The following is a 26264-nucleotide window of genomic DNA, read 5'->3' on the forward strand; positions in this document are numbered from 1 at the left end:
TCAATATGAGGACGAGGGAGTGACCGTAGATGTTAAATCGCTGCGCGGAGGCTTTATTCTGGATCGGACGCTACATGGAACGGGCCGAGAACCATGCCAGACTAATTGATGTGCATTACCATATTCAGCAGGAAGATGATTTCCGGGAGGAAGGACATAAGTGGTCCAGACTGATCGACGCGATCGGCGCCCGCGAGGAATATCTGCGGCAGTACGACAGCTTTAACGAGCAGGATGTTCTCTCCTTCATTACACTGGAGCTTGGCAATACGAATTCGCTGTTCTCCTGCGTGCATCAGGCGCGCAATAATCTGCGCACGCTGCGGCAGCAGCTTCCGAGCGAGCTGTGGGATATCGTGAACAGCTTCAATCTCTGGCTGGGCGACTGCACAATCGCGGATATTATGAAGAGCCCGCACCAGTTCTACCAACAGATCAAGGAACGGGCCTCCATGTTCCTCGGCGCAGAGGAGTCGGTCATGCTCCGCGGCAATGAATGGCGGTTCATTGAGAGCGGACGCTATCTGGAAAGAGCGGAGAATACCGTGCGCATTCTTCAATCCGTTATACTGTCCTGCAGAAACAAGGAGCAGGCTTCCATTTATACGCAGCTTCAGGCTGTACTGAAATCGGTAAGCGGCTATCAAGCCTTCCGCAAATACTATGCCGATGCCGTATCGCCGGAGTGCATTCTGGAATTTCTGATCGGCAGCGCCGCCTTCCCGAGATCAGTGCGTTTCTCGGCCCAGCAGCTGGAGGAGCATTTGTCCCGGATTGAAATGGAGTTTGCCGACCGCGGCGAGGGTTATGAACGGGTGCTTCGGCAAGCAGGCAAAATCCGCTCAGAGCTGGACTATATGGAGAAGGAAGACATGGAAGGCGATGGAGTGGATGATGTGCTGAACGAGCTCAAGAACGCCTGCTTGAAGCTGGGCAGAACGATGAGCTCCGCCTTTTTTCAGCAGGAAGGAATTCGGATATGAAAATACAAATCGATCATACGACCAAATATACGTATCCCGAGCCTGTGACGGACAGTGTCAATGAAATCCGGCTGACGCCGCGGACTAACTACAGACAGGCTTGTTTTCATCATGAGGTGGAGATCTTTCCGCCAGCCAACCTGATGACCTACGAGGATTTCTTCGGCAACCGGGTGCACGCCTATTCGGTCAACAAGCCGCACACGGAGATGGTGATTCATACCCGGGCTACCGTCGTTACGTTGGACAAGGAGCAGGGGGCCGACCGGCAAAGACTGGACCTTGAGAGCCAGATCAAGCTGCTTCAGGATGAGGCTTTTCAGAACCGGTATATCGAGTTCATTCTGCCGACCCGGTATACGGAAGTCACGCCGGAGCTGATGGAATTCGCTGACCAGCATCCGTTTGATGAAGCCAATGACCTGTACGACTGGGCGAGAAAGCTGTCGGCCACCATCTACGAGCAGTTCACCTATGATCCCGAAGCGACGAGCGTCAACACGACCGTCAAAAAAGCGCTGAAGCTCAAACGCGGAGTCTGCCAGGATTATGCCCATTTAATGATTGCCGTATGCCGGAGCGTCGGACTACCGTCCCGATACGTCAGCGGCTATCATTTTGTAGGCGATCTGCAGGGAGGCAACGCGGATTTCGAGCAGGCGTCCCATGCCTGGGTGGAGACGCATATTCCGGGTACGGGCTGGCTCGGCTTCGACCCCACCAATAATGTGGAGGTTAACTGGCGGTATGTGAAGCTGGGACATGGACGGGATTATAAAGACATTGTGCCGGTCAAAGGCGTCTACAGGGGAACCCAGGGCAGTCTGGAGGTAAAGGTAGACGTGCGAAGACTGGACTAATCGGCTCAAGTAGCCGGGAACGAGGCAGCTGAACTGCGAACGGCGGGACGGCTGTCTTTTTTTGACCGGAATGATTATAACCTGTGCCAGTTTGGGTAATCTTGAGACAGAGCAATCAAAACTTACAAGAACGGAAGGTGAGCCTGTTCAATGACCCCAACCAACGGAAACAGACAGCGATTTGCCGGGAAGACAGCGATAATTACCGGTGCGGGCTCGGGAATAGGCAGAGCAACCGCCATTCAGATGGCACGCGAAGGAGCGAACGTCGCCTTATTCGACCTGATTAATGACCGGACCTCGCAGGTGGAGAGCAAGCTGAATAAGATGAGGGAGGGCTGCGCGCTGGCGGTAGATGTGGATACCTCCGATCCGGCGCGGATGGAAGCTGCGGTGCAAAAGGCGGTCAGGCATTTTGGCGGCCTCGATATCGTCTTCGCTAATGCCGGTATCAACGGCTCGATCGGACCGATTGAGGAGTTGAATGTCGAGGACTGGCAGCGCACCCTGAATATCAATCTGAACGGGACGTTTCTCTCCCTGAAATATACGATCCCTCATTTGAAAAAGAAGGGAAAGGGCAGCATCATTATCACCAGCTCCATTAACGGCAACCGGAGATTTACCAGCTTTGGCTGGTCGGCTTACAGCACAACCAAAGCCGGTCAGGTGGCGCTGGCGAAGATGGCGGCGCTGGAGCTTGCCAAATTCAAAATCCGCGTGAATGTCATCTCGCCGGGGGCGATATCCACGAACATTGACCAGAGCACCGAAGCCAGCGACGATTTGGGCTCCATTGTGATTCCGATCCAGTTCCCGGAAGGGCAGCAGCCCTTGGCCGATGGTCCCGGCAAGCCGGAAGATGTCGGCAATCTCGTCTGCTTCCTGGCATCCGATGAGTCGGCACATATCACCGGAGCGCAGATCGTAATCGATGGTGCAGAGTCTCTGCTAACCTAATGTGACTACCAAAGTCTGCTTGATCATCGCTCAGAATCGAACCAACGAACAACCGCAGATCTCGCGTATGCGTGGCTGCGGTTTTTTGGAGTGCTGTCAGAGGGGGGGATCCATAATTAATAAAAGATGGGGTTTGTCAATCGACCTTGTTACTGTACAATATGGAAAAATATGATAGTCTCAGACCTACAACTGTTCATTTTCTAGAGTAGGTGACAAGGTGATTACACGGCAAAATATCTATGCATTGAATTTGACCTCCAGCTCCAAAGTAAGACCTTCCGTTAAAGAAGGAATCACCGCGATAGCGTATTTCATATATCTTTGCATTCTTTCCTATGGATTTGGATTGGTGAAAACATCCTGGGATCGTCAATTGGCGGCATGGATGTCCGCCGAGGAATGGAGATTACTGGCCGTTACCCTTCCTTTCGTTGTGCTTGAGCTGCTGCCGCTTGTATTAATTTTAAGAAAAAGAAGGGAGCTGCCGGGTTCGATCGGTCTTCGAGCTTCGAAATGGAAGCTTTCGCTGATCATCGGCCTTGCCGGTGCCATTCCTTTTGCAGCAGTCACGATCTATCAAATGCGCGGATTGTATCTGGAGAGTAGTCCTCTGCCCGGGCTTCTGTATTTCACGTTTCTGATCGCACTGCCGGAGGAACTGCTGTTCCGGGGATATATCCAGACGAGGCTGACCGGTCTAATCCCTAACAAAATCGCTGCCGTGATGGTTACGGGCATACTCTTTGCTCTGTATCATATTCCTTTTCGGCTAGCTTCCTCCCATGGCTTCCACTTGCAATCGGAATACCCGTATTTGATTCGAATAGTCATCATGCATCTGTATTTCACGTACCTGTACACGAGGACGAATAATCTGGCGGGAGCTGTATTATGCCATAGCCTGATTGATTTGATCGGTTGAGTGAAGGATGCGGCAAGGTCTTGGTGTGTGTTAATATGAATCTGGCAAGGACGAACGCCTGGTGGTTACTGCATAGGCGAGTATTTGCCGGGAAGTGCAAGGATTTGATAGCTATACAAGGAGGCGGTGGCAATGTCGATCATGTCCTGGCTGGCCGATCAGAGAATCGAAGAGGCCATGCGCAAAGGCGAGTTCAAGGATTTGCCGGGTCACGGCAAGCCGCTGGAGCTGGAGGATTTGTCGGGGGTGCCTGATGATCTGAGAATGTCCTTTAAAATAATGAAGAATGCGGGTTTGCTGCCGGAAGAACTCCAGCTCAGGGCGGAATGCGCTTCTCTGGAGAATCTGCTGGCTGCCTTCCACAGCAAGGAGGAGCAGGGCAAGCTCGGCCGGAAGCTGACCGAGAAGAAGCTTCGTCTGGAGGAGCTGCTCCGTCAGCGGGGTGTTGACAGCAGTCCGGCTTTCGCCCAGTATGGGGAAATCATTCGCGGGAAACTCGACCGGGGATGAATGGGATTTATTGAGGAAGACACCGCTGGGATCAGAATAAAATAGAATAGAATACCGAAGAATAGAAATACCGAAGGAATAGAAATACCGAAGTACTATTAAAGTTGGAAGCATACGGGCATGAGCCTGTATGCTTTTTTGTGGTCGAGGTCTGATGGGACGTCGGGTTAAGCGTCTCCAAGAGAGGAATGAAGCCTGCCCAGCATGTCCGGCGTGACTACAATATCGCAAGACTTCAGCCTGGACAGCTCGAAGTGAGGGATTAAGTCCGACGCTGCTATCTCCACCGGTTCGGGAATCAGGCCTGCGGCCCAGGCGAGCCAGCCGGCAACCCCGGCGGGTGTGACGCCAGCCGTCCGCAGCTCGGACAGCGTTATGCCTCCATGCCGCTTGGCCAGACGACGTCCGTCCGGGCCCATGAGCAGAGGCACATGGGCGAACCTTGGCGCCTGCCATCCAAGCGCTTCGTACAGCAGCAGCTGTCTTGGAGTGGAATCCAATAGATCGGCGCCGCGAAGCACGTCGGTAATGCCCATCAGCGCATCGTCCACGACAACAGCCAATTGATAAGAGAAGATGCCGTCTGCTCTTCTGATGATGAAATCGCCGCCAGAGGTAGCGTTAATGAATCGCCGTCCGGCAACGCCGTCTAAGAGGTCGAGTTCTCTGTCCTGTACTCGAAAACGCAGTGAGGGAGTCTTGGTCTGTGCCCGCCGGGCGGCCTCCTCCGGTGTCAAATTCCGGCAGGTGCCGGGATATACCGGACCTTCCGAAGATAATCCGTGCGGCGCGGCGGCAGCGGCCAGAATGTCATGCCGGCTACAATAACAGGGATACAGCCGTCCGTCATCAAGCAACCGGTTTAAAGCTTCCTCATATAAATCCAGCCGCTCGCTCTGGGTATAGGGGGCGAAGCGGCCTCCGATATCAGGGCCTTCATCCCAGTCCAGGCCGAGCCAGCGAAGATCGTCCAGAATGCTGATAACAAAGGCGGGACGGCAGCGCGAGACATCGATATCTTCCATCCGAAGCACGAACTCGCCGTGCTGATGGCGGATCTGGAGCCAGGCCATGAGTGCGGCCAGAGCATTGCCGATATGAATATGACCCGACGGCGACGGGGCGAAGCGGCCCCGGACAGGCGCCGGGGAATATGATGCATTTATGGATGGCAAGTGAATCTCCTCCCGGATTTCAGGGACTGCCCTTGAATAATGTATAAGATTCCTTCATGATTATGGAGCAGGAACATGATTATGGAGCAGGAACGCCCCAATTGGGGGCGGTTTCAGCTGAGGGATTCCGTGCAGCTCCTCCTCAGTGCCAATTATTAATTGTAGTTCAAGTGACTGTGAATATCCAGCCAGATGACGCTATTATCTATATGCTTAACGGAGAGAACGCAATGAACACACTGCCGATTATGCGGGCTATGCCCGAACTGAAGAATGCCCTCGCAGAGTCGCCTTCAGCGGTTCTGATCGCGGAGCCGGGGGCCGGGAAGACAACGATGACACCGCTTGAATTGCTAAACGAACCCTGGATGAAGGGCAAAACCATGCTCATGCTGGAGCCCCGGCGGCTGGCGGCAAGAGCTGCCGCTGTCTATATGGCCTCGCTGCTTGGCGAAAGGGCCGGACAAACCGTTGGCTACCGGATGCGCATGGATAGCCGGACAGGACCCGATACACGCATTATCGTGGTTACTGAAGGCGTGTTGACCCGGATGCTGCAGGATGATCCCTCGCTTGAGGGTACAGGATTGATTATCTTTGACGAATTTCATGAACGAAATCTGAGTGCCGATCTCGGCCTCGCGCTAGCCCTGGAATCCCAGAACGTGCTGAGAGAGGATTTGAAGCTGCTCATCATGTCGGCCACGCTGGACGGAGAGAGAGTGGCGGAACTGCTGGGCGGCGCTCCCGTTGTCCGCTGCGCTGGCCGGACTTTCCCGGTTGAGACGGAGTATGCGCCGCCGCCGAAATCCGTGCCGCTGGAGAAAGCGGCTGCCGATTCGGTAAGACGCGCGCTGGCCGCACAGCCGGGCGACATTCTTGTCTTTCTTCCCGGAGAGAGGGAGATCCGCCGGACGGAAGCCGAGCTTAAGAGCGCTCCCCTTCCTCCTGGAACCTTTATTGCGCCCCTATTCGGCCAGCTGCCTCAGGCAGAGCAGGACAGGGCCGTAGCTGCAAGCGAACCTGGAATGCGCAAAGTTGTCTTGTCCACTTCAATAGCGGAGACAAGTCTGACGATTGAAGGGGTGAGAACGGTCATTGATGCCGGCCTTCGCCGGACTCAGGTGTTCTCCCCGCGCACCGGCATGACGCGATTGACAACGCTGCCGATTTCAAAAGCATCGGCCGAGCAGAGAAAAGGCCGGGCCGGCCGTACGGCGCCGGGCGTGTGCATCCGGCTGTGGAGCATGGAGGAGCACGGACGGCTCCCGGAGTCGGACACGCCGGAAATGCTGGAGGCCGATCTTTCCGGCCTCGCTCTGGAGCTGGCGCTCTGGGGCGTCCGCGACCCCGCGTCGCTCGCGTGGCTCGACGCGCCGCCCGCCGCGCCTTATGCGCAGGCGGCGGGCCTGCTGCGCGCGCTCGGCGCCCTGGACGCCGCGGGCGCTGTCACGCCCCACGGCCGGCGGCTGGCCGGCCTGGGCACACACCCGCGCGCCGCGCATATGCTGCTGCGCGCGGCAGAGCTTGGCGCAGCGCCGCTCGCCTGCCGGCTGGCGGCGCTGCTGCAGGAGCGTGACCCGCTGCGCGGTCACGGCTCGGGCAGCTGCGACCTCACGCTTCGCGTGGAGGCGCTGCTGCGGTATGAAGCCGCCGGCGGGCATGGCGATGCCGGCGGCGATCCGGCCGCGCTCCGGGCGGTGGAGCGCGGGGCCCGGGCGCTGCTGGCCCAGCTGCGCAGCGCAGTGCCGGATGCAGGCCGGCTGGAGGAATCGGCGGCCGGGGCTGCCGCCGATCCGTATCTGTGCGGCCTGCTGCTCTCCTTCGCCTATCCCGACCGGATCGGGCAGCGGCGGGGAGGCGGGGCCTTCGTGCTCTCCGGAGGCCGGGGAGCGGCGATGGGGGACAGCCAGCAGCTGGCCCGGGAGTCATACATCGTCGTTCCTGCCGTTGACGACTCGGGTACACAGAGCCGGATTCTGCTGGCTGCTCCGGTGAAGGAGCGGGATCTGCTGGACCATCACGAAGCGAATGAGAAGGCTGAGGTATATTGGGACGAGGACAGCAGCAGCGTCAAGGCAGGGCGGCGGTTGATGCTGGGTGAGATTGCCCTTAAGGAGACGGGGCACGAACGGCCAGGCCCCGGCGAAGCGGCGGTTGTCTTGCTGGAAGTTATCCGCAGGCAAGGACTGGAACTTCTGTCCTGGGATAAAGGCACTGCACAGCTGCGGGAACGGATGGCTTTCATGCATCATGCTTATCAGAATTGGCCGGATGTCTCCGATCAAGGACTGAAGGACAAGCTGGAGGAATGGCTGCTCCCCTATTTGGCGGATTGCCGCAATCTCCGCGATCTTCAGCGTCTCCCGCTGCGTGATGCGCTGGAAGGGATGCTGGACTGGGAGAGCAGACGGCGGCTGGACAGAGAGGCGCCGACTCATATTGCGGTTCCAAGCGGTTCACGGGTTGCGGTGGATTATACGAACCCGGCAGCCCCTGTGCTGGCTGTGAAGCTGCAGGAGATGTTCGGCCAGCAGGATACGCCGCGAATTGGAGGCGGACGGATACCAGTTGTCCTCCATCTATTGTCACCGGCGCGGCGTCCAGTGCAGGTTACATCCGATCTGGCGAGCTTCTGGTCCGGCACATATTTTGAAGTGAAGAAAGATCTGAAAGGGCGCTATCCGAAGCATTACTGGCCTGATGATCCGATGCAGGCGGTACCTACGAACCGAGTGCGTCCGGTAAGAAAGGATTGAACGAGCTGTTGATTCAAACTCTCTTGAAGCGGCGAATCACGCCTATTTGCTTGCAGCGGGACCTTGCTTCCTGATGTTGCCGTGATTGGAATACCTGATGTAGGGTAATAACTAACGTAGCACAATCACGAAGGAGGGCTTCAAGTGACAAAGAAAATTATTGGCATTTTCGAAACGGAACGCGAGGCGACCAAAGCGATTCAGGAGCTGCAGGCAAGAGGCATCCCCAATGAAGAGATTTCAGTCGTGACGAAAGATCGCGATGAATTGAAAAACATAACGGAAGAGACGGCAACGATGGCTCCCGAAGGAGTGGCCACGGGTGCTGCGACAGGCGGTGTGGTCGGCGGTCTCGCCGGACTGCTGGCGGGAATCGGCGCGCTTGCGATCCCTGGTATTGGACCATTTATCGCCGCAGGACCGATTGCGGCGGTGTTGACCGGTGCGGCAATCGGCGCGGGTGCAGGCGGCTTGGTCGGCGGTCTGGTGGGCCTCGGGATTCCGGAGGATGAAGCGAAGGAATATGAGAAACACGTCAATGAAGGTAGAATCATGGTGCTCGTTGACGATGATGGCCATAGTTCCGACATTCACCATATCTTCCGGGGCAATCGTTCGCTGAACGCGCACCGGTATTCTTCCCCGGTTCCGGACCCTGCGCGAAGCAGCGGACAAGACGCCACGGCGGTCGGCAGCAGCGCGGGGCTCCGCGGGCCGGTGAATGAAGGTAACGCTACGGATCTTAGCGACCGGAACAAACGGTAAGACTGGCTCTTATGCCGGACAGAACCGGATTTGCGCATGAACGAAAAAGGTCATTTTGACGCATGATCATAATCCTTAAGGCAATGAAGGGACCTACTTCCTTTCAACAGCCTTAAGGATTTTTTTGTGAGCAGAATGACTAGATATTGGATAACTCTTTTAAATAGGGCCTCAGGTACAATCAAAGATTCACAGGTCCCACGCTGATATAAAAAATACAACATATGAAAAATTCATAATAGATAACAACCTTTCCATTCTCGCTTCCTTCTCATCTAACCCATCCTGTCTATGTGCTTGCCAGCAAAATGAGGTAAAAGAGAGAACTAAAACCAATTTCCTGTTGTGAAATCTTAGAAACAATGATTATATTAGAAATAAGGACCTATGATTGAAAGACTTCGGAGGTGAGAGGCGAGGGTGGCATTTATGATTGCCCAGCGGGCTTTTATTAAGCTGTATTTGATCACGATGGTTGAGGAGAACAAAGGGTATGGTTATCAGATGCTCGAGGATCTGCGGAGAGAATTTAAAAGTCACGGCTATAACCCGCCTCAGAGCGAAATATACCGGGCTTTGCATGAGCTGGTTCAACAGGGAATCTTGTACCGGACCAAACAATTGAAGGGAAATGATCCCAAGGTAGATTTTCAGGAAATTGTGCTTTACCATTTTACATCCGACGGAGCCGAAAAGGCCAAACTGTACAAGAAGCAGGTCAAGACCGACCTTGACCGTTGTCTGGGCATTCTGAACAAGGCGGTTACCGACAATTACTAGAGGCGGGCGATATGCCCCTCTACTAAGAAAAGGCGCAGAGATACGGCCCGCCCATTACAGGATCGAGAGCTGAAACTTACATATCGTTATCGTTCGAAACATCGCATTTGGCTGCATTACCGCGGAGTACGTCGTTCCGGATCAGCGAGAGGCGATATTTTCAGTCCGCGTTCACCCTGATATAATGGGTAGTGCCGAAGAAAGCAGTCAAAATGGAGGGTAAAACCATGGATGAACACATGAAGCGCAGATTGGACAAGCAGAGAAAGCTGTTCAGTCAGCTCGGAATTGGGCTCGATGCGCTAACCATTCACGAGAAGGAATTCAGCATGAAGCTTAGAGGCTATGACCCCGAAGAAGTGGACACCTTTCTCGATAGTGTAATTAAGGATTATGAGCGTTTCTACGCCACGATCGCGGATTTGATGGATAAATGGCAAGAGCAGCAGATCACGCTTCGCGAGCTGAAAGCAGAGAGCAAGCCTGCCCCGGCCCCGGCCCCCGTTATCCAGGGAGTTGATCCGAAGGAGATCGAGGACTCGATCACGAAATTGGAATCCGGCATCCGCCTGCTGAAGGAAAGCGTCCAGCGCAGCGAAATGATATAGCTCTTTCGAATTCATTCGTCATGAGCGGACACGCACGGAGAATGTCAGGACGGAGGTTAGCGTATTGTTGTGGAATCTCAAGATTCGCGGCAAGATTGCAGTGGGCTATTTCATGATTGTTCTGCTGTTGGGCCTATTTCTCCTCATCGTACAGGGACGCATCAAAGAACTGGAGAAGGAGACCGAACTGCTGAGCGGGCATGATATGCATGTGAATGAGCTTATTGACAAAATCGAGAAGAACGTCCTTGATATGGAGACAGGCCAGCGGGGCTTTGCGCTTACCGGCAATGAGTCTTATCTGGTTCCTTATAACGAGGGGAATGAGGACTGGCAGGAGAATTTTGCCGACCTCAAGGGAATGATAACCGATGCTACTCAATTGGAGAATCTGGAGAACATACGGGACAACATCAAGCTGTGGATTGAGGAGGCTGGCCAGCCTGTAGTCCAGAATAAACAACAGGGCCATGACGATGAAGTTGCCTCATACTTTCAGGCGGATACAGGCAAAGCCATCGTTGATCAAATCCGAAGCCAGTCGGACAGGTTCCGCGAAATTGAAGCCGGGAAGACCGCTGAGCGGGTAGTCGAGCTTAAAGACCGGAATCAGGAACTGTTCCTGACGATGTATGTGCTCTGGACGCTGGTCGCACTGGCTTCCATCATAGCGAGCACGATGATCTCGGGTGGAATAGTCAGGGCCATGAAGGATGTCATCGCCATGATACAGGGCATATCGGAGGGGCGCAGCTTAAAGACGCGATTGAATGTCAGCACTAAAGATGAGATTAATGACCTTGTCGAGACGACGAACCGGCTTCTTGACAAGGTAGAAAAAGAACAGATTGCCAGTGAACGGATTACGGGCATGTCGCTTAAGCTTCAGGAGAAGACGGATATCTACTCGTTATGCGATACCTTCCTCTACCGTCTGGCGACTATGCTGGAATTCCAGTTTGGCGCCATCTATGTCGCGCGGGAGAACGAGGACGAACTGACGAAGATCAGCGCGTATGCCGGAGGCGAGGGGAGAAACGGGGTCGGACGGGAACGAATCAAATGGGGGGAAGGACTGGTTGGACAGTGTGCGCAGGATCAGCATTTGATCCATTTGTCCGATCTGCCGGATTATTATATTCCGATCCAATCAGGGCTTGGCGTCACCCCGCCCCGTCAGCTTATCATTGCGCCGGTGTTATTCGAAGGACGAACAGTCGCCGTAATCGAAACGGCATCCCTGACCCAGTGGCCGACTGCTGATCTTGAACTTCTAAGGAAACTCGTAGAGCTGTTCGGGGTGTCGGTCAATTCCGTAACGACACGTTCAAAAATTCAACAGCTGTACAATGAGGCCCAGATTATGAATGAGGAGCTTCAGACGCAGTCAGAGGAGCTTCTTGCCCAGACGCATGAGCTGATTAATTTGAACGGCAAGCTTGAGAATCAGAAACGGGTAGCCGAGAATACAGCGGCCGAACTTGAGACAACGAACTTTGAGCTAGAACGAAGCTCAAAATACAAATCCGAATTTCTGGCCAATATGTCGCATGAACTGCGGACCCCGCTCAACAGCATGCTGCTGCTCTCCCAACTGCTGACCGAGAACCCCAGCGGCAACCTGACGGAAGAGCAGCGATCCTTCGCCTCCGTCATTCATTCTTCCGGCTCGGATCTTCTTGCCATCATCAACGATATTCTTGACCTGTCCAAGGTTGAAGCCGGAAAAATGCAAATCGAAATGAGCGCCGTGAATTTGACGGAATTCCCTTCCGTGTTCCAGGGATATTTCGGAAAGACCGCCGAAGCCAAGCATTTGGATTTCAGCGTGATTCTGCATCCCGAGATTCCGGATCTGTTCTATACGGATGAAATGCGGCTGCATCAAATATTGCGGAACCTGCTCTCCAATGCCTTTAAATTTACGGAGAAGGGAGAGGTTCGTCTTGAAATATCGAGACGGCAGGATTTCCGATCCGAGGAATATACCCGGGAGGGTCCGGTGCTGGCCTTCGATGTTATCGATACGGGAATCGGCATCCCGCCTGAGAAGAGCGAGCTGATCTTCGAAGCTTTTCAGCAGGCAGACGGCTCGACGGCCAGAAAATTCGGCGGTACAGGACTTGGATTGTCCATTTCACTTCAGCTCGCCCGGCTGCTCCGCGGTCATCTGTCATTGGAAGGCAGACCGGAAGGAGGCAGTATATTTACGCTGTATTTACCACTGCATGAGGAGCCTTGGGACCCTGAAGAACGGCCGGCGGCAGCAGATGGCCACAGTGAGTCTGATGAACAGGGATCAGCAGATGGGGAAAGAGAGAGCAGAAGCGACTGGAATCAAGACGCAGGGTATGAGGAGAATTCTGACGGCAGCACGTTTTTTGCGGGTGCGACTGTCCTCATCGTGGATGACGATCAGCGGAATCTGTATGCTCTCTCGCAGAGGCTCGAAGGATACGGTATGCGGGTGCTGACCGCCCAAAGCGGCTTTGAATGTCTGGAGAAGGTGAGGAGCACTTCCGCGATCGATTTGATCCTGCTCGATATCATGATGCCGGTTCTGGATGGATATGATACGTTGTCCATACTTCGTGACGAGATGCAGCTTCACGAACTGCCGATAATCGCAGTATCCGCCAAGACTATGAAAGAAGAGCGCCAGCGTTGTCTGGCCGCCGGGGCTTCGGATTTCATCAGCAAGCCCGTGCAGTTCCGGGAGCTTATACGGATTATGCGGTATTATCTTCGCGATCGCGCGGCTTGAACAACGCTGCGCAACACGGACGAATATTGAATCTCCAAATGTAAAAAAAGAACCGCGCAAGCGTCGTTACCGGGTAACGCGTGCGCGGTTCTTGATCTATTTGCGGAATTCAGAATCGATCGAGGCGATAAGGGAGGGGAGGTATTCAGGCAGCTCGAGAAAAGCAAACCCTGCTGTCTGAGCGTACGTCGTATCCATATACCAGGACCCCTCAATCCCAAACGGCGATGCATCCTCCTCTGGAGTTTCGCTTCGCACATCCGCTTTAATTCCAATCTCGCGTTCGAGCATGGCAATAACTTCACCGATTGACACGGTCCCGTCCGAGCAAGCATTGACTGGACCAGTCAATTTGCTCCGTCCGAGCCCATCCAGGAAATCGGCCGCTTCGTCCGACGTAATAAAAGAAATGCGGGCGTCCAGATTCGGTACGCCGATCGGAATACCATTTCGGATATGTTCGATATGAAAATGAAGGCGTCTAGTATAATCGTCCGTTCCAAGCACGATCGGGAACCGGACAGCCGAGACCGGGAAACCGCTCTGCTGCAGCAGAACTGCTTCGGCGAGCCGTTTGCCTTCCTGATAGGTGAAATCATCTCTGTCGCCGCGGCGTATCGGGTAACGGTATGGATCGAATACCGCTTCGGTCAACGCTTCAGGACTTGGATCATAGACGGACATGCTGGAAGTAAGTATGTATTTTGCGGTTCGATCTTTGAACAGGTTTTGCGCGGCCAACGCATCGTTCGGCGAGTAGCAAATATTGTCATACACAACATCCCAGGATGAATTGCCGAGCACATCCTCCAATTGCTGCGGATCGGACCGGTTCGCTCGCAGCCGTCTTACCTTGTCACCGAAATCGTCAGGGGCATTCCCTCGTGTTAACAGGGTCACACGGTTATCCGGCTGCCCAATCAGCCGGCTGACCAGCTTTTTGCCGAAGAACCGGGTTCCTCCAAGCACCAATATTTCTCTCAACTTGAATCTCCTCCTTGTTCGTATATTCATACAGTTCGCTAGTTTGGTATACTCATCATAATGGAAACGTTTGGTGGAATAAATAGGATACGGAGGCGATATTATGGAAGAATCGAAAAAAGCACTAATTGTGATCGACGTTCAGGAAGGGATGTTCTCTGAACCTGATATGAAGCTCTATGATGAAGAGGGTGTGATGAACCGGATTCAGGGTTTGCTTGAACGCGCGCGACATGCGGGAGTACCTGTCATTTACATTCAGCACACCGAAGACGAGGGAGAATATTCGAGGGGTGTGCCGACCTGGGAGATCAGCGCCAGAATCAAACCGCTGCCAGGAGAGACGATAATCGAGAAGCCCACTTGGGATGCTTTTCACAGGACGGGACTTCATGCTGAGCTTGAGAGCAGAGGGATTACCGATTTGATTATCGTCGGGATGCAGTCCGAATTTTGTCTGGATACGACCTGCCGCCGCGCTTACAGCCTGGGATACCGTTCCGTGCTTGTACAAGATGCGCACAGCACCTTTGACAGCGATACATTAAGCGGTGAAGAGATAGTCCGCCATCATAACCGAGTGCTCGGCGGACGGTTTGTCAGTCTCAGTCCGGCAGATGAAGTGGTACTCTAAGTGATGGGAACTCCGCAAAGTCTGCGTCCCAGGAAACGCTCTCGCCTGCGCTTGTTCGCCGGCCGTCAATATTTCATTGGCAGAAGGTATATGAGATGGCTGCTGCAAGACAAGTCTATTGCGGCAGCCTTCATGAAGGAGCAGCTGCCTTATCTGGCCGCCTCGCATCATACTCCAATGCTTAGAAAGCTGCGCAAAGTTGATATGCAGCTTCAATATAATAAAATCCGAAATTTGAGTCTCGCGATCCCCAGGCTAAACGGTTTGACGGTGAAGCCGGGAGAGACGCTCTCTTATTGGCGGAGAATCGGGAAACCGACGCGGCGAAAAGGCTATTTGGACGGTATGGTTCTCTATTACGGCGGCTTTCGGTCCGGGGTGGGCGGGGGGCTGTGCCAGCTGTCGAATTTAATATACTGGATGACACTGCACACTCCGCTAACCGTTACCGAGCGTCACCGGCACAGCTATGACGTGTTCCCCGACGAACAGCGGACACAGCCGTTCGGAAGCGGGGCGACCTGTTCTTATAACTATCTGGATCTGCAGATCCGGAATGATACGGAGAATGAATACCAGCTATGTCTTTGGCTTGACGACACTTATCTATATGGGGAGTGGCGTTCCTCCTCGCCTGTATTGAACCGATATGAAGTATACGAGAGCAGCCATTCCATCAGGCTGGAGCCTTGGGGCGGTTATGTCAGACGGAACAGCATCCGCCGCAGAAAGCTTTCTCTGGACGGCAGCGAAATCTCGGATGAACCCGTTGCGGACAATACCGCGTTGATGATGTATGCGCCGTTATTAAAAGAAGCTTCTGTAGTTTCCGATTTCTGATCAGATGATTTTTTTCGCAGTCTGCGTTAAAGTAACAGAAGACTGTGTTTGTGCAACGCGCAACCGAAGAAAGGAAGCTCATCCATGCATGTCAAAAAACCGCCGGTCCCCGTACCAGTACTGCTGCTGACCGGCATTGTCGCCATCTCTTTCTCCGCTATTTTCGTCAAATGGTCATCGGCCCCGGCTTCCGTTCAGGGAATGTACCGGCTCTTGTTCACTTCGCTTCTAATGCTTCCTTTCGCGCCTAGGTATGGCGAGGAGATCAAAGCAATCAGCCGGAAGGAATGGCTGCTGCTCGGAGCATCCGGATTTATGCTGGCCCTGCATTTTCTGCTATGGATGGGGTCGCTTAAATATACCTCCGTCGCAAGCTCCACTATGATCATGTCGCTGGAGCCTGTATTTATCATGGTCGGTTCTTTCCTGTTGTACAAGGAGCGCAGTGCCGTTTCCGCCATCCTGGGACTTGCCGTTGCGATCGTCGGTGTCTGTCTGATCGGTTGGGGGGATGTGGGATTGTCGCCGGACAATGTGAAGGGAGATTTGCTCTCTATTGGAGGGACGGCAGCGGTTGCCGTTCATTTGCTAATTGGCAAGAAGCTCGTTGCCCGGATTCCTTCCTATCTGTACAGCCTGATTGTGTTTATCCTGGCAGGAGCCGTGTTCGCGGTGTATAATGGCGTCTCGGGGATATCCTTCTTCGATTATCCACCGAGAGAATGGGGGATCTTTGTCCTGTTAGCCGTCGTTCCCACCGTATTCGGACATATCCTGTTTAACTGGCTGCTTCAATATACGTCCGCAACGACCGTATCGATGAGTATACTCGGCGAACCGGTAGGGGCCAGTATTCTAGCCTTCATGCTGCTTGGCGAACGTCTGACGGGTCTGCAATGGTCGGGTGGCGTGCTTGTCCTGGGCGGACTTGCCTTCTATTTGTACATGGGGAGCCGGGCGGCAGCCAGGGAGCAGGAGGAACTCATCCGGCAGGCCAACGAGCGGCTGCAAATGCCCGGAAGCGTCATCTAATACATGTTCGACATAATAATGAGAATGAGAAAGAACGGCAAGGAGATAGAACGAAATGAATGAGAATAAAGGGAAGCAACTTCATTCCGGCGAAGTGGTAACATCCGCTGCCAGCGAAGAGCTGTGGAATGAAGATACATATAGCGCCTGGGTCGCCCGCTTCGGAACGCCGGAGGAAGCGGCCGCCAAATTGAAGAAAGATCCGTCAGCCAGAATACAGCCGCTGATCGCTCATTTCGGGGATATACAGGGCAAACGGATGATGAACATCATGGGCTCTAACGGATACAAGGCGGTAGCGCTTGGATTGCTCGGAGCCGATGTGACCGTTGCGGATTTCTCCGAAGGCAATGCGCGTTATGCAGCCGAACTGTCCGAAGCGGCGGGGGTAAATCTTCACTATATAGTCTCCGATGTATTGAAGCTGCCGCTTGATGAGCTTTCCGGTGCCTTTGATCTGGTATTTGCGGAACAGGGCATCGTCCATTATTTTACGGACCTGAAACCCTTTATGGATACGGCGGCAGCGCTGCTGTCTCCTGGCGGAAGATTCGTTCTGCGTGATTTTCATCCGGTATCGACCAAGCTGATCTCCTCCAAGGGCTCAACGGCCAAAATCCGGAAGCATAAAGTAACAGGAGATTATTTTGACGAATCCCTTGAGGAGAAGAAGGTTTCCTACTCGAAATATTCGCCCGGAGAAGAGGGGGGCGAGAAACAGACAGGTGTCGTCTACTGGCGCAAATGGACGCTTGGAGAAATCGTAACTGCCGTTGCGGCAAGCGGCCTGATCATCGAGAAGCTGGTCGAGGAGCCAAATCTGTCATCCGACGTGTTTGATAAAGGCATTCCGAAGACCTTTGTACTTAGCGCAGTCAAGCCCCTGGGTTAATCATTGATCTGCAATCAATCTTCGGGTGAGGTATTCCAGAGGAAGCAGATTTAATAAAATTGTTCAATCAAAATAAGCGGCAGACTGGGCTGGAAAATAAAGTCCTGGTCTGCCGCTATTTTATTCGACTATCGTTACTTTTTTTCCATTACGGCAAAGTAGTTGTCTTCATGATCTGCGAAGTTAAAGACTCTTCCGCCGGGAAGTTCCATGATTTCGCCAACAGTGACCTTCTTGCTCGTCAAATCACGATACAATTGATCGAGATCTTCCGTAAAATACATTAAAGACGGTGTTCCCAGATTCATATCAGGATTCATTTGGGCAACGAACTCTTTATTATGGAGAACAATGCTGGTTGCTGCACCCTTGGGAGCAACTTCGATCCACTTCATCGGACCATTAGTTTCTTCCGAAACGACCTCGAACCCCAATTTTTCTGTCCAAAAATCTTTGGATTCGTCTTGATTGCTCACATACAACATAACTTGGCCAATTTGATTAATCATTATTTTCACTCCTCTTTTTCAGCTAAAGATTTACGAAACCGATTCCCTTGTGAGGGTCCGGTTTTTTCATGCAAATTCCCTCATCCTGACGCTCGTATCAATTTCCAGGCTTGTTGACGGTCAATCGGTTTACAACGATCTGCTCCGCTTCTGTCAGGACATGGTCCCGGCGCTGAACGAGATACAGTCCGGGGCTGTCCGGAACCTGGCCAGGCAGAGGCAGGACAATCAGCCGCCCGGCTTCCATATCACGGTTAGTTCCCAATCGGGACAGAATAGCGATTCCCACTCCGGCTTCTGCCATCCTTCCGGCTGCTTGGGAGCTGTCCGCCACGACTCGGCTTTGCAGACGAATGCCGTTCAATTCGGCCCAGCGCTCAGCGAACATGCGGAGCGCAAGACCTTCGCTCAGCTGAATGAGCGGCTCAGCAGCAATCTGCCCTGGAGCAAGCTCACTCTGCTCGGCAAAAGGATGACCGGGGGAACAAACGAGCACGACTTCATCCTCTTTTAATTGTGTGACCAGAAATAGATCGTCCCCCGGACGTAATCCGTAAATGACAGCAAGCGGCAATTTGCGGTCGCGGATCTCGCTCAGCAGCGTTTCTTCGTTGTCTGAAGTCTGCAGCGTAACTTCCAGATCCGGGTGCTGGGCGTTCAACTGGGCAAGCAGGGGAGGGAGGAATTCGGTTGAAGGAATGGCCGAGGCTCCAATCCTCAGGCTGAATCTCGAACGGCCCGCCGTTTTATGGACGGCCCGTTCCGCGTCCGCTGCAAGAGCGACAATCCGGAGCGCATATGGATGCAGGGCTTGTCCGGCTTCAGTTAACAGGACGCGTCCGCTGCGGTTCTGAAAGAGCGGTACACCGAGTTCGGATTCCAGCGACTTCATATGAAAGGAGACGGTGGGTTGCTTCAGACCGAGCTCCGACGCCACATCTGTAACTTTTTTATGTTTCTCGATTAACACTACAATTTGCAATTTTAATAGATTCAACATAATTCCTCCGGTATTTCGTCATAATAAGAAGGAAATCGAGCCTTTCTCTCTCACATTATAGAATAATTCTATGTTCCTATACATCTTTTCATTAGTTTTTTATCTGTGATTTTACACAAGTCGGACATTTATCTAACGCAGAGATTTTACAATTGAACATGTCAGGAGATTTAGACAAGTTATGATTACAAAATGTAGGAGGAGACAAACACTAATGCGTTCTAAAAAATCCTGGGTACTGGCACTTGCATTAACCAGCGTGATGGCACTTTCGGCATGCGGAAATAATAATGGGGGAAATAACGCGGCAGGCAGCAGCAATGCTCCGGCCAGCAGCGCGCCTACAGAGACAAGCGGCGGCACAGAGGTTAGCGGTTCGATTCTGGCTTCCGGCTCGACGGCTCTTCAGCCGCTCGTGGAACAGGTTGCTGAGAAATTCATGGAGAAGAACACCGGCGTTGACATTCAGGTTCAAGGCGGAGGCAGCGGCACTGGTTTGACACAGGTAGCCGAGAAGCAAGTGGATATCGGTAACTCCGATGTGTTTGCAGAAGAGAAGCTTAAAGATGCTGATGCGGACAAAGCTAAGGCACTTGTAGATCATCAGGTGGCAGTTGTTGCAATCGCCGCCGTTGCCCATCCGGGTGTTGGCGTTGACAACCTGACAAAGCAGCAGCTGGTTGATATTTTCACAGGCAAGATCACGAACTGGAAAGATGTAGGCGGAACAGATCAGAAGATCCAGATCATCAACCGTCCGGCAAGCTCCGGTACACGCGCAACCTTCGAGAAATTCGCACTGGGAACGAAGACGGAAGACCTTCAGGGCTCCATCCAGGAAGATTCCTCGGGTACGGTTAAGAAAATGATCGGCGAAACGCCGGGAGCGATCGGTTACCTGGCTCTGTCCTACCTGGACAACACGGTTCAAACGCTGAAATACGACAGTGTAGATCCTTCCGTTGACAATGTCGTGAGCGGTAAGTATCCGGTATGGGCTTACGAGCACATGTACACGAACGGCGAGCCGAATGCTACGGTCAAAGCCTTCCTGGATTACTTCCTGACTGATGAAGTCCAGAACGGCGACGTGACGGAGCTTGGATACATCCCGGCGAACAAGATGCAGGTATCCCGCGACGTAAGCGGAACGGTAACGAACAAGTAATCATCAGGCCGCGAAGGCGGCCTCTTCACAGAGAACGGAGGCGGAATTCCTTCTGCCTCTCTTTTCACTTTAATGAGAAGGGATCTGCACGATGGTTCAAAAAACAAAAGTTTTGTCCGGCAAAAACTCCAAATCCCGTTTGGAAAAACATCATATTGAAGATCTAATCGGACGTTCTTACATGTCCTTTTGCGTGCTTCTACTAATTGTCGCCATTGTTTCCATGGTGTATTTTGTTATGTCAAAAGGTTTGTCTACATTCGCGGTGAACAAGGTGAGCGTATCGGAGTTTCTGTTCGGAACCACCTGGTCGCCGGAGGGTGACAATCCTTCTTATGGAGCTTTCCCGTTTATTGCCGGCTCATTTGTGACGACGCTGCTGGCTGCTCTAATTGCCAGCCCGCTGAGCATTTGCGCTGCGCTCTTTATGACCGAAATCGTTCCGGGTTGGGGCAAAAAGCTTCTTCAGCCGGTTATTGAGCTGCTGTCCGGTATTCCGTCCGTTGTGTACGGATTCGTCGGACTCAGCGTTATTGTGCCGTTCCTTCGTAATGTATTCCCCGGCCAGGGAATTGGTGTCGCGGCCGGCGCACTTGTACTGTCCGTTATGATTCTGCCAACGATTACGAGTGTGGCGGCGGACGCGCTTTCCGCGCTGCCTAACAACCTGAAGGAATCCTCTTACGCGCTTGGAGCAACAAGATGGCAGACGATCGCGCGCGTAGTGCTGCCGACAACGATGCCAGCCATCATGACAGGTGTCGTGCTCGGCATGGCCCGCGCATTCGGTGAGGCTCTTGCTGTACAGATGGTTATCGGCAACGCACCGTTCATTCCGAAGTCTCTGTTCGAGTCGGCATCCACGCTGACCAGCGTAATTACCCTGAGTATGGGCAACACGACGATGGGCTCGCCGCAGAATAACGCGCTGTGGAGCATGGCGCTCGTGCTGATGCTGATGACATTCTTGTTCGTATTTGTAGTTCGTCTGCTGGAGAAGAGGAGGGCAATCCGATGAAAGCCAAGACAGCGGATAAAATCGCTACCGTTGTTATCGTCACATTCGCACTGCTGATCGTGGCCGTATTGGCCGGATTGCTGGGTTATATCCTGTTCCGCGGCGTCAGCCATATCAGCTGGGATTTCCTGACCTCTGTTCCGCAGAAGATCCGGGCAGGCGGCGGGATCGGACCGCAGCTGTTCAATTCGCTGTTCTTGCTGGTGCTTACCCTTATCATTACTGTTCCGCTTGGACTTGGCGCCGGGATCTATATGGCCGAATACGCGCGCCCCGGTAGAATAACAGACTTCATTCGCCTCATCGTGGAGGTACTGTCTTCGTTTCCGTCGATCGTTGTCGGCCTGTTCGGCCTGCTTCTGATCGTCAATATTTTCGGCCTTGGATTCTCGCTCGTCTCAGGAGCGCTGGCGCTCACTGTGTTCAACCTGCCGCTGATGGTGCGTATTACGGAGCAGGCGTTCCGAAGTGTGCCTACCCAGCAGAAGGAAGCCGGCTTTGCGCTCGGCTTGTCCAAGTGGAAGATCGTTACGACCGTGCTTTTTCCTGTAGCGCTGCCCGCTATCATCACAGGCACAATACTGTCGGCAGGACGCGTGTTTGGTGAAGCGGCTGCCTTGATGTTCACGGCTGGGATGAGCAGCCCGAGACTGGATTTCACCAACTGGAATCCGCTTAGTTCCAACTCGCCGCTCAATCCGTTCCGACCTGCTGAGACGCTGGCCGTTCATATCTGGAAGATCAACAGTGAAGGGCTTGCTCCTGACGCCACACAGATTGCGGCGGGTGCTTCAGCCGTCCTGGTGATCATGGTGCTGTTGTTCAACCTCGCTGCCCGCTTCTTCGGCCGGTTCATCTACCGGAAGCTGACGGCATCCCGAAGAATGAACTAATAAGGAGGAAATACTAATGGAAGCGACAATTGCGGCACCAGGCATTATTCAGGCTGCCAAGTCGGAACGGAATTTCCGGACCGAGAACTTGAGTATTTTTTATGGAACGTATGAAGCGGTGAAGGGTATCAGCCTGCCTTTTCCCGAGAAGACGGTAACGGCTCTCATTGGTCCTTCCGGCTGCGGTAAGTCCACTTTCCTGCGGTCTCTGAACCGCATGAATGACGAAATCTCCGGCTCGACTACGAAAGGCAGCATCTGGATCGACGGTGTCGATATCAATGCACCGGGTACAGACGTGATCAAGCTGCGTCAGAAGATCGGGATGGTATGGCAGAAGCCGAATCCTTTTTACAAATCGATCTATGACAATATTGCCTTTGGTCCCCGTTATCATGGCGTGAAGGGCAAGAAGGCGCTGGATGACATCGTGGAGAGCAGCTTGCGCCGTGCAGCGCTGTGGGATGAAGTCAAGGACCGCCTGAAGGATTCAGCACTCGCGCTTTCCGGCGGACAACAGCAGCGTCTGTGCATCGCCCGCGCACTGTCGGTTAATCCGCGCATTCTGCTGCTGGACGAACCTGCATCGGCCCTTGACCCGGTATCTACTGGGAAGATCGAAGAGCTTATCAAGGAACTGAAGGAAGAATTGCGGATTGTTATCGTCACGCATAATATGCAGCAAGCAGCCAGAATTTCCGATTTCACCGCCTATTTCTATCTTGGTCAGCTTATTGAATACGGACAGACGGACAAGGTGTTCACAAATCCGGAGAATACGATGACGCAAGAATATATTATGGGAAGGTTCGGCTGAAATGCCGGATGTCTTCTCAAGCGAAACGCCGGAATCTTTTTCATTACTGTGAAGAAGATTTCGGCGTTTATGCTGTTATTTAATAAATTGAGATTCCGGCTTGAAAAACTAATGTCATTAGTTTATATTAAAACTAATTACATTAGTTTGGAGGGTTCGATATGCGTGTTACTCGCGAAGGTAAGCTGATCCAGTTGACATGGATGCCCCGGTTCTTCCCGGTCAACTGTTATATGGTGGAAGAGGAACGGGAACTGACTTTAATTGACGCAGGTATGCCGTTTAGTCTGAAAGGAATCATTGCGTTCGCGGAGGAGCTTGGCAAGCCGCTTACGCGAATCGTTCTGACCCATGCGCATGACGATCATGTCGGAGCCGTCGACGCGTTGAAACGTCTGCTGCCCGAAGCGCAGCTCTGTATTTCGGAACGTGATGCCAGCCTGCTGAGAGGTGACCGTTCGCTTCGCGCCGGCGAGCCCGATACGCCGATTCGCGGAGGGGTGCCGAAGAAGATTGCCAGTCTTCCCGATATGCTGATCCAGGATGGTGCAGAAATCGGCTCGCTTACTGCCTTGTCGACTCCGGGCCATACTCCCGGCTCCATGACGTTCCTTGACCGCCGAAGCGGCGCGGTTATCGCGGGAGATGCGTTTCAGACCTTCCGTGCTACGGCGGTATCCGGCATCACCGTTCCGCTCTTTCCATTTCCTTCGCTGGCGACCTGGAGCAAGGAAAAGGCGCTGGAGAGTGCCAAACGGATTCGAGAGCTGAACCCTGCGCTGCTGGCAGTGGGTCATGGAGATATGCTGAAGAATCCGGCACTGCTTATGGATGCGGCGATAGCCAAAGCGGAACGCCAGCTCAAGCATAACTGACAAGGAGGCGGCAGAATGTCACCGAGAGCCGGATTGGACAAATCCAAAATTGTAGCGGCGGCTGTTGAAATAGCCGATGAGCAGGGAGTGGAGGGCGTTACGCTTGCCGCATTGGCAGCCAGACTAGGCGTACGCTCGCCTTCTCTGTACAACCATATCGATGGACAGAACGGGCTGCGCACACTGCTTGCAGTCCATGGTTTAAACAAGTTAGGTGATGAAATTGGCGGGGCCTCACAGGGATTGAGCGGATCTGAAGCCATTCAGGCAATGGGCAAGGGATATGCGGAATTTGCCAAGCGGCATCCCGGCTTGTATGAAATGACACTGCAGGCGCCCGATGGGGATCATCCGGAATTGATCGAAGCAGGAGAGCGGGTGCTGAAGCTGATCATCGATCTGCTTAAGCCTTACAATCTGGATGAACAGGCTGAACTGCATGCGGTGCGCGGCTTGCGCAGCATTCTTCACGGCTTCGCCTCTCTGGAACAGAAGGGGGGCTTCGGCATGCCCTTGGATACCGGACTCAGTCTGCAGACGACGCTGGAGGCTTATCTCAGCGGGATCGACAAATTCAGGGGTCTTTAGCTCTTCCTCCGCAACCCTTCGGGTTAAACATCCGTCATAAGGGTAAGTATCAAGTAGTCCACAAAGCCAAGAAAGAAGGGGTATGCATGACAGCGAATCCGGGTTTCTTTCATACTTGCACAAGAACTGCCTTGCTTGGTCTGGCGGTCGCGCTTGGAGCGGGGGGCGCGGCTGGAATTGCTGCCCATTCCGTTTCGGCGGAAGCGGCAGCATCTTCGGCATCGGCAACGGCATCCGCAGTTCAAGGGACAGCTGTATACAATCAATTTGAGAGCTATTTGAAAAATGCGGCGAAGACGCCGACCAGTCTGATTCAGGCCCGCAATTACTTGCTGAACCATATTAAGCAGGCTGATTCCTGGCGGGCTACGGTGATGGTGCTGCATCTGGAAAATGCACAAAAAACACGGCTGGCAGCGTTCAGCGAAAAAATCTATCCGGAACGGGTGCAGAAGATTATTGATGCCGCATACCGGAAGGGCGGAACGGATAAGGGTCTGACCTATACTTCCCTTATGAATCAGGTGACGGAGACTTCCGTTAAGACTCTGCTGACCGAACTCTTCGGTTACGGTTATAAGCTGGAGACGAGTGAGGGGATGTATTATCCTGTCATGAACTATGAAGGCTTCAAACCGTTCAAGGTATACACCAGCAAGGATATCGCGGCCTATATCGATCTGATGGCGACCGAGAGCAACAGACCCGCCCTCTCCGATGCAGCCATTGTGATCACCTGGGGCGAGCTCATCGGACGCGCCTTGATCATGGAGAAGTTCGTGAGCCAGTACCCTTCGTCCAATCGGAACGCCGCAGTCAAAGACCTGCTCAAGCTTCGGACCCTGTTTGTGTTCTATGGGGCAAGCAACACTCCGGCCTACTCGTATGGCGACAACGGCGAACCTACGCTGATCGATCCCGAGCTTAAGCGGGCCTATGAAGATGTGATAACTAACGGAACAGGAAACAGCCAGATCCTGAAGGATATTCAGACATTACAGGGCATACTGGACAAGAACGGAGGACAATGGGACACAGATATCGCAGCTTTCCTGAAGAAATATCAGCTGATGACGGATTGAGTTCCGGAAAGGGGATTTCGGTGTGCGGAGCGGAGATTACGAAAAGCGTGTCTGGTACGGAACAAGCGTAAGTATCGGTAGCAGCGGATTGCGCATCTTGCGCGCAATGTTCGCAGTGATTCTTCTGCTGATAGCGGCCGGGGCGCTGTCTGGAGGCACTCATGGCCCTTCGGCAGCACATGCCGCATCAGCATCATCCATAGTCAAACCAGCCAAGCAATACCCGTTCCCCAAGGGATTTGTCTATGTGGATGAAGTGATCCCGGCGGCAAGGTTCGATATCCGCTATTATGGCGAAGATAATTTCGTTGGCAGGCGTATTGCCGGATACAAGGCGCCCTACGCGATTCTGACCAGGCAGGCGGCGGATGCGCTGAAGAAGGTAAGCGACGAAGTTGCATCCAAGGGCTACGGAATCAAGATCTATGACGCTTATCGTCCGCAGAAGGCGGTCAATGATTTTATCGCCTGGTCCAAAGAGTCTTCGGACATCAAAATGAAGCAGCGGTACTACCCGAGGCTCGACAAGAAGAATTTGTTCAGGCTGGGCTTCATCGCAGGCAAAGTCAGGGCACAGCAGGGGAAGTACCGTCGATATCACCCTCGTTAATCTTCGCACGGGAACGCTTGTCGATATGGGCGGCCCGCATGACTTTTTCGGCGAGCTTTCCTACTACAATTACCCGCTGTTAACAAACGCGCAGAAGCAGAACCGCAAGCTGCTCAAAGACGCCATGGAACAGGCCGGATTCAAGGGTTACAGCAAGGAATGGTGGCATTTTACCCTTGTGGATGAGCCATATCCCCATACGTATTTTAATTTCGATGTAAAATGAAAATGAT

Annotated in this window: 27 protein-coding genes; 23 read left to right on the forward strand and 4 right to left on the reverse strand. The window is 53.3% G+C overall.

What is annotated here, in order from left to right; genetic code table 11:
• Positions 1-29: 29 nt before the first annotated feature.
• From PSTEL_RS12840 to PSTEL_RS12860, 5 genes are all read left to right on the forward strand, one after another.
• On the forward strand, positions 30-983 hold the full coding sequence (locus PSTEL_RS12840; protein ID WP_038695835.1) for an alpha-E domain-containing protein: 954 nt from the start codon (positions 30-32) through the stop codon (positions 981-983).
• The gene (locus PSTEL_RS12845; RefSeq protein WP_038695837.1) at positions 980-1843 is read left to right on the forward strand and encodes a transglutaminase family protein; all 864 of its coding nucleotides are present in this window, start codon (positions 980-982) and stop codon (positions 1841-1843) included. The genes PSTEL_RS12840 and PSTEL_RS12845 overlap by 4 nt, the downstream gene beginning before the upstream one ends.
• Positions 1844-1993: 150 nt before the next feature.
• Positions 1994-2803, forward strand: a complete 810-nt coding sequence (locus tag PSTEL_RS12850) for an SDR family oxidoreductase (RefSeq protein WP_038695840.1) — start codon at positions 1994-1996, stop codon at positions 2801-2803.
• 352 nt (positions 2804-3155) lie between these two features.
• Positions 3156-3728 carry a CPBP family intramembrane glutamic endopeptidase gene (locus PSTEL_RS26285; protein WP_156995868.1) on the forward strand — a complete coding sequence of 191 codons (573 nt, stop codon included), beginning with the start codon at positions 3156-3158 and terminating at the stop codon, positions 3726-3728.
• A 132-nt stretch (positions 3729-3860) separates the two neighbouring features.
• A complete protein-coding gene (locus PSTEL_RS12860) occupies positions 3861-4238 on the forward strand; it encodes a DnaJ family domain-containing protein (protein ID WP_038695841.1) in 378 nt (125 codons plus the stop codon).
• Between the two features lie 167 nt (positions 4239-4405).
• On the opposite strand, the gene gluQRS is transcribed toward PSTEL_RS12860, so the two are convergent.
• Positions 4406-5413, reverse strand: a complete 1008-nt coding sequence (gene gluQRS, locus PSTEL_RS12865; RefSeq protein WP_245625156.1) for a tRNA glutamyl-Q(34) synthetase GluQRS — start codon at positions 5411-5413, stop codon at positions 4406-4408.
• A 230-nt stretch (positions 5414-5643) separates the two neighbouring features.
• Here gluQRS and hrpB point away from each other — a divergent pair, with 230 nt between their 5' ends.
• The 5 genes from hrpB (at position 5644) to PSTEL_RS12890 (ending at position 13089) form a co-directional block, all read left to right on the forward strand.
• The gene (gene hrpB, locus PSTEL_RS12870) at positions 5644-8172 is read left to right on the forward strand and encodes an ATP-dependent helicase HrpB (RefSeq protein ID WP_038695843.1); all 2529 of its coding nucleotides are present in this window, start codon (positions 5644-5646) and stop codon (positions 8170-8172) included.
• Between the two features lie 144 nt (positions 8173-8316).
• A complete protein-coding gene (locus PSTEL_RS12875) occupies positions 8317-8937 on the forward strand; it encodes a general stress protein (RefSeq protein WP_038695845.1) in 621 nt (206 codons plus the stop codon).
• A 420-nt stretch (positions 8938-9357) separates the two neighbouring features.
• A complete protein-coding gene (locus PSTEL_RS12880; RefSeq protein ID WP_038695846.1) occupies positions 9358-9717 on the forward strand; it encodes a replication termination protein in 360 nt (119 codons plus the stop codon).
• 227 nt (positions 9718-9944) lie between these two features.
• The gene (locus tag PSTEL_RS12885; protein WP_038695848.1) at positions 9945-10325 is read left to right on the forward strand and encodes a DivIVA domain-containing protein; all 381 of its coding nucleotides are present in this window, start codon (positions 9945-9947) and stop codon (positions 10323-10325) included.
• A 64-nt stretch (positions 10326-10389) separates the two neighbouring features.
• Entirely contained in the window at positions 10390-13089 is a 2700-nt protein-coding gene (locus PSTEL_RS12890) for a CHASE3 domain-containing protein (protein WP_038695850.1), read from the forward strand.
• A 96-nt stretch (positions 13090-13185) separates the two neighbouring features.
• Here the strand turns inward: PSTEL_RS12890 and PSTEL_RS12895 are convergent, their stop codons facing one another.
• Entirely contained in the window at positions 13186-14073 is an 888-nt protein-coding gene (locus PSTEL_RS12895) for a Rossmann-fold NAD(P)-binding domain-containing protein (protein ID WP_038695852.1), read from the reverse strand.
• A 103-nt stretch (positions 14074-14176) separates the two neighbouring features.
• Here PSTEL_RS12895 and PSTEL_RS12900 point away from each other — a divergent pair, with 103 nt between their 5' ends.
• The 4 genes from PSTEL_RS12900 to PSTEL_RS12915 all read left to right on the forward strand — a co-directional run bounded on the left by PSTEL_RS12900 (position 14177) and on the right by PSTEL_RS12915 (position 17471).
• Positions 14177-14707: a cysteine hydrolase family protein gene (locus tag PSTEL_RS12900; RefSeq protein WP_038695854.1), complete on the forward strand. Its 531-nt coding sequence runs from the start codon at positions 14177-14179 to the stop codon at positions 14705-14707.
• A 3-nt stretch (positions 14708-14710) separates the two neighbouring features.
• Positions 14711-15547, forward strand: coding sequence for a VanW family protein (locus tag PSTEL_RS12905; RefSeq protein ID WP_038700823.1), 837 nt, complete (start codon positions 14711-14713; stop codon positions 15545-15547).
• 84 nt (positions 15548-15631) lie between these two features.
• Positions 15632-16579, forward strand: coding sequence for a DMT family transporter (locus PSTEL_RS12910; protein WP_052098419.1), 948 nt, complete (start codon positions 15632-15634; stop codon positions 16577-16579).
• A 55-nt stretch (positions 16580-16634) separates the two neighbouring features.
• Positions 16635-17471: a class I SAM-dependent methyltransferase gene (locus PSTEL_RS12915; RefSeq protein ID WP_052098420.1), complete on the forward strand. Its 837-nt coding sequence runs from the start codon at positions 16635-16637 to the stop codon at positions 17469-17471.
• A 134-nt stretch (positions 17472-17605) separates the two neighbouring features.
• Here the strand turns inward: PSTEL_RS12915 and PSTEL_RS12920 are convergent, their stop codons facing one another.
• Both PSTEL_RS12920 and PSTEL_RS12925 read right to left on the reverse strand, forming a co-directional pair.
• Positions 17606-17980, reverse strand: coding sequence for a VOC family protein (locus tag PSTEL_RS12920; protein WP_038695856.1), 375 nt, complete (start codon positions 17978-17980; stop codon positions 17606-17608).
• 97 nt (positions 17981-18077) lie between these two features.
• The gene (locus tag PSTEL_RS12925) at positions 18078-18980 is read right to left on the reverse strand and encodes a LysR family transcriptional regulator (protein WP_084065040.1); all 903 of its coding nucleotides are present in this window, start codon (positions 18978-18980) and stop codon (positions 18078-18080) included.
• 214 nt (positions 18981-19194) lie between these two features.
• Here PSTEL_RS12925 and PSTEL_RS12930 point away from each other — a divergent pair, with 214 nt between their 5' ends.
• From PSTEL_RS12930 to PSTEL_RS28725, 9 genes are all read left to right on the forward strand, one after another.
• The gene (locus tag PSTEL_RS12930; RefSeq protein WP_038695858.1) at positions 19195-20148 is read left to right on the forward strand and encodes a PstS family phosphate ABC transporter substrate-binding protein; all 954 of its coding nucleotides are present in this window, start codon (positions 19195-19197) and stop codon (positions 20146-20148) included.
• A 91-nt stretch (positions 20149-20239) separates the two neighbouring features.
• A complete protein-coding gene (gene pstC / locus PSTEL_RS12935) occupies positions 20240-21166 on the forward strand; it encodes a phosphate ABC transporter permease subunit PstC (RefSeq protein ID WP_038695860.1) in 927 nt (308 codons plus the stop codon).
• Entirely contained in the window at positions 21163-22059 is an 897-nt protein-coding gene (pstA, locus tag PSTEL_RS12940; protein WP_038695862.1) for a phosphate ABC transporter permease PstA, read from the forward strand. Before pstC ends, pstA begins: the two co-directional genes overlap by 4 nt.
• Before the next feature lie 16 nt (positions 22060-22075).
• Entirely contained in the window at positions 22076-22876 is an 801-nt protein-coding gene (pstB, locus tag PSTEL_RS12945) for a phosphate ABC transporter ATP-binding protein PstB (RefSeq protein WP_084065043.1), read from the forward strand.
• A gap of 161 nt (positions 22877-23037) precedes the next feature.
• Entirely contained in the window at positions 23038-23751 is a 714-nt protein-coding gene (locus tag PSTEL_RS12950; protein ID WP_038695864.1) for an MBL fold metallo-hydrolase, read from the forward strand.
• A 15-nt stretch (positions 23752-23766) separates the two neighbouring features.
• A complete protein-coding gene (locus PSTEL_RS12955) occupies positions 23767-24339 on the forward strand; it encodes a TetR/AcrR family transcriptional regulator (RefSeq protein ID WP_038695866.1) in 573 nt (190 codons plus the stop codon).
• A gap of 86 nt (positions 24340-24425) precedes the next feature.
• Positions 24426-25421, forward strand: a complete 996-nt coding sequence (locus PSTEL_RS26290; RefSeq protein WP_052098424.1) for a hypothetical protein — start codon at positions 24426-24428, stop codon at positions 25419-25421.
• A 106-nt stretch (positions 25422-25527) separates the two neighbouring features.
• Positions 25528-26031, forward strand: a complete 504-nt coding sequence (locus tag PSTEL_RS12965; RefSeq protein WP_218917544.1) for a M15 family metallopeptidase — start codon at positions 25528-25530, stop codon at positions 26029-26031.
• Complete coding sequence (locus tag PSTEL_RS28725) at positions 26018-26257, forward strand: M15 family metallopeptidase (RefSeq protein WP_281176787.1); 240 nt, start codon at positions 26018-26020, stop codon at positions 26255-26257. The genes PSTEL_RS12965 and PSTEL_RS28725 overlap by 14 nt, the downstream gene beginning before the upstream one ends.
• Positions 26258-26264 lie beyond the last annotated feature (7 nt).

The sequence above is a fragment of the Paenibacillus stellifer genome (assembly GCF_000758685.1).
Classification (GTDB): Bacteria; Bacillota; Bacilli; order Paenibacillales; family Paenibacillaceae; genus Paenibacillus_AQ; species Paenibacillus_AQ stellifer.

Coding starts and splice junctions, on each gene's coding strand:
- PSTEL_RS12840 (WP_038695835.1), top strand. CDS start 30: ATGTTAAATCGCTGCGCGGAGGCTTTATTCTGGATCGGACGCTACATG.
- PSTEL_RS12845 (WP_038695837.1), top strand. CDS start 980: ATGAAAATACAAATCGATCATACGACCAAATATACGTATCCCGAGCCT.
- PSTEL_RS12850 (WP_038695840.1), top strand. CDS start 1,994: ATGACCCCAACCAACGGAAACAGACAGCGATTTGCCGGGAAGACAGCG.
- PSTEL_RS12860 (WP_038695841.1), top strand. CDS start 3,861: ATGTCGATCATGTCCTGGCTGGCCGATCAGAGAATCGAAGAGGCCATG.
- hrpB (WP_038695843.1), top strand. CDS start 5,644: ATGAACACACTGCCGATTATGCGGGCTATGCCCGAACTGAAGAATGCC.
- PSTEL_RS12885 (WP_038695848.1), top strand. CDS start 9,945: ATGGATGAACACATGAAGCGCAGATTGGACAAGCAGAGAAAGCTGTTC.
- PSTEL_RS12900 (WP_038695854.1), top strand. CDS start 14,177: ATGGAAGAATCGAAAAAAGCACTAATTGTGATCGACGTTCAGGAAGGG.
- PSTEL_RS12905 (WP_038700823.1), top strand. CDS start 14,711: ATGGGAACTCCGCAAAGTCTGCGTCCCAGGAAACGCTCTCGCCTGCGC.
- PSTEL_RS12910 (WP_052098419.1), top strand. CDS start 15,632: ATGCATGTCAAAAAACCGCCGGTCCCCGTACCAGTACTGCTGCTGACC.
- PSTEL_RS12915 (WP_052098420.1), top strand. CDS start 16,635: ATGAATGAGAATAAAGGGAAGCAACTTCATTCCGGCGAAGTGGTAACA.
- PSTEL_RS12920 (WP_038695856.1), bottom strand. CDS start 17,980: ATGATTAATCAAATTGGCCAAGTTATGTTGTATGTGAGCAATCAAGAC.
- PSTEL_RS12925 (WP_084065040.1), bottom strand. CDS start 18,980: ATGTTGAATCTATTAAAATTGCAAATTGTAGTGTTAATCGAGAAACAT.
- PSTEL_RS12930 (WP_038695858.1), top strand. CDS start 19,195: ATGCGTTCTAAAAAATCCTGGGTACTGGCACTTGCATTAACCAGCGTG.
- pstC (WP_038695860.1), top strand. CDS start 20,240: ATGGTTCAAAAAACAAAAGTTTTGTCCGGCAAAAACTCCAAATCCCGT.
- pstA (WP_038695862.1), top strand. CDS start 21,163: ATGAAAGCCAAGACAGCGGATAAAATCGCTACCGTTGTTATCGTCACA.
- pstB (WP_084065043.1), top strand. CDS start 22,076: ATGGAAGCGACAATTGCGGCACCAGGCATTATTCAGGCTGCCAAGTCG.
- PSTEL_RS12950 (WP_038695864.1), top strand. CDS start 23,038: ATGCGTGTTACTCGCGAAGGTAAGCTGATCCAGTTGACATGGATGCCC.
- PSTEL_RS12955 (WP_038695866.1), top strand. CDS start 23,767: ATGTCACCGAGAGCCGGATTGGACAAATCCAAAATTGTAGCGGCGGCT.
- PSTEL_RS26290 (WP_052098424.1), top strand. CDS start 24,426: ATGACAGCGAATCCGGGTTTCTTTCATACTTGCACAAGAACTGCCTTG.
- PSTEL_RS12965 (WP_218917544.1), top strand. CDS start 25,528: ATGTTCGCAGTGATTCTTCTGCTGATAGCGGCCGGGGCGCTGTCTGGA.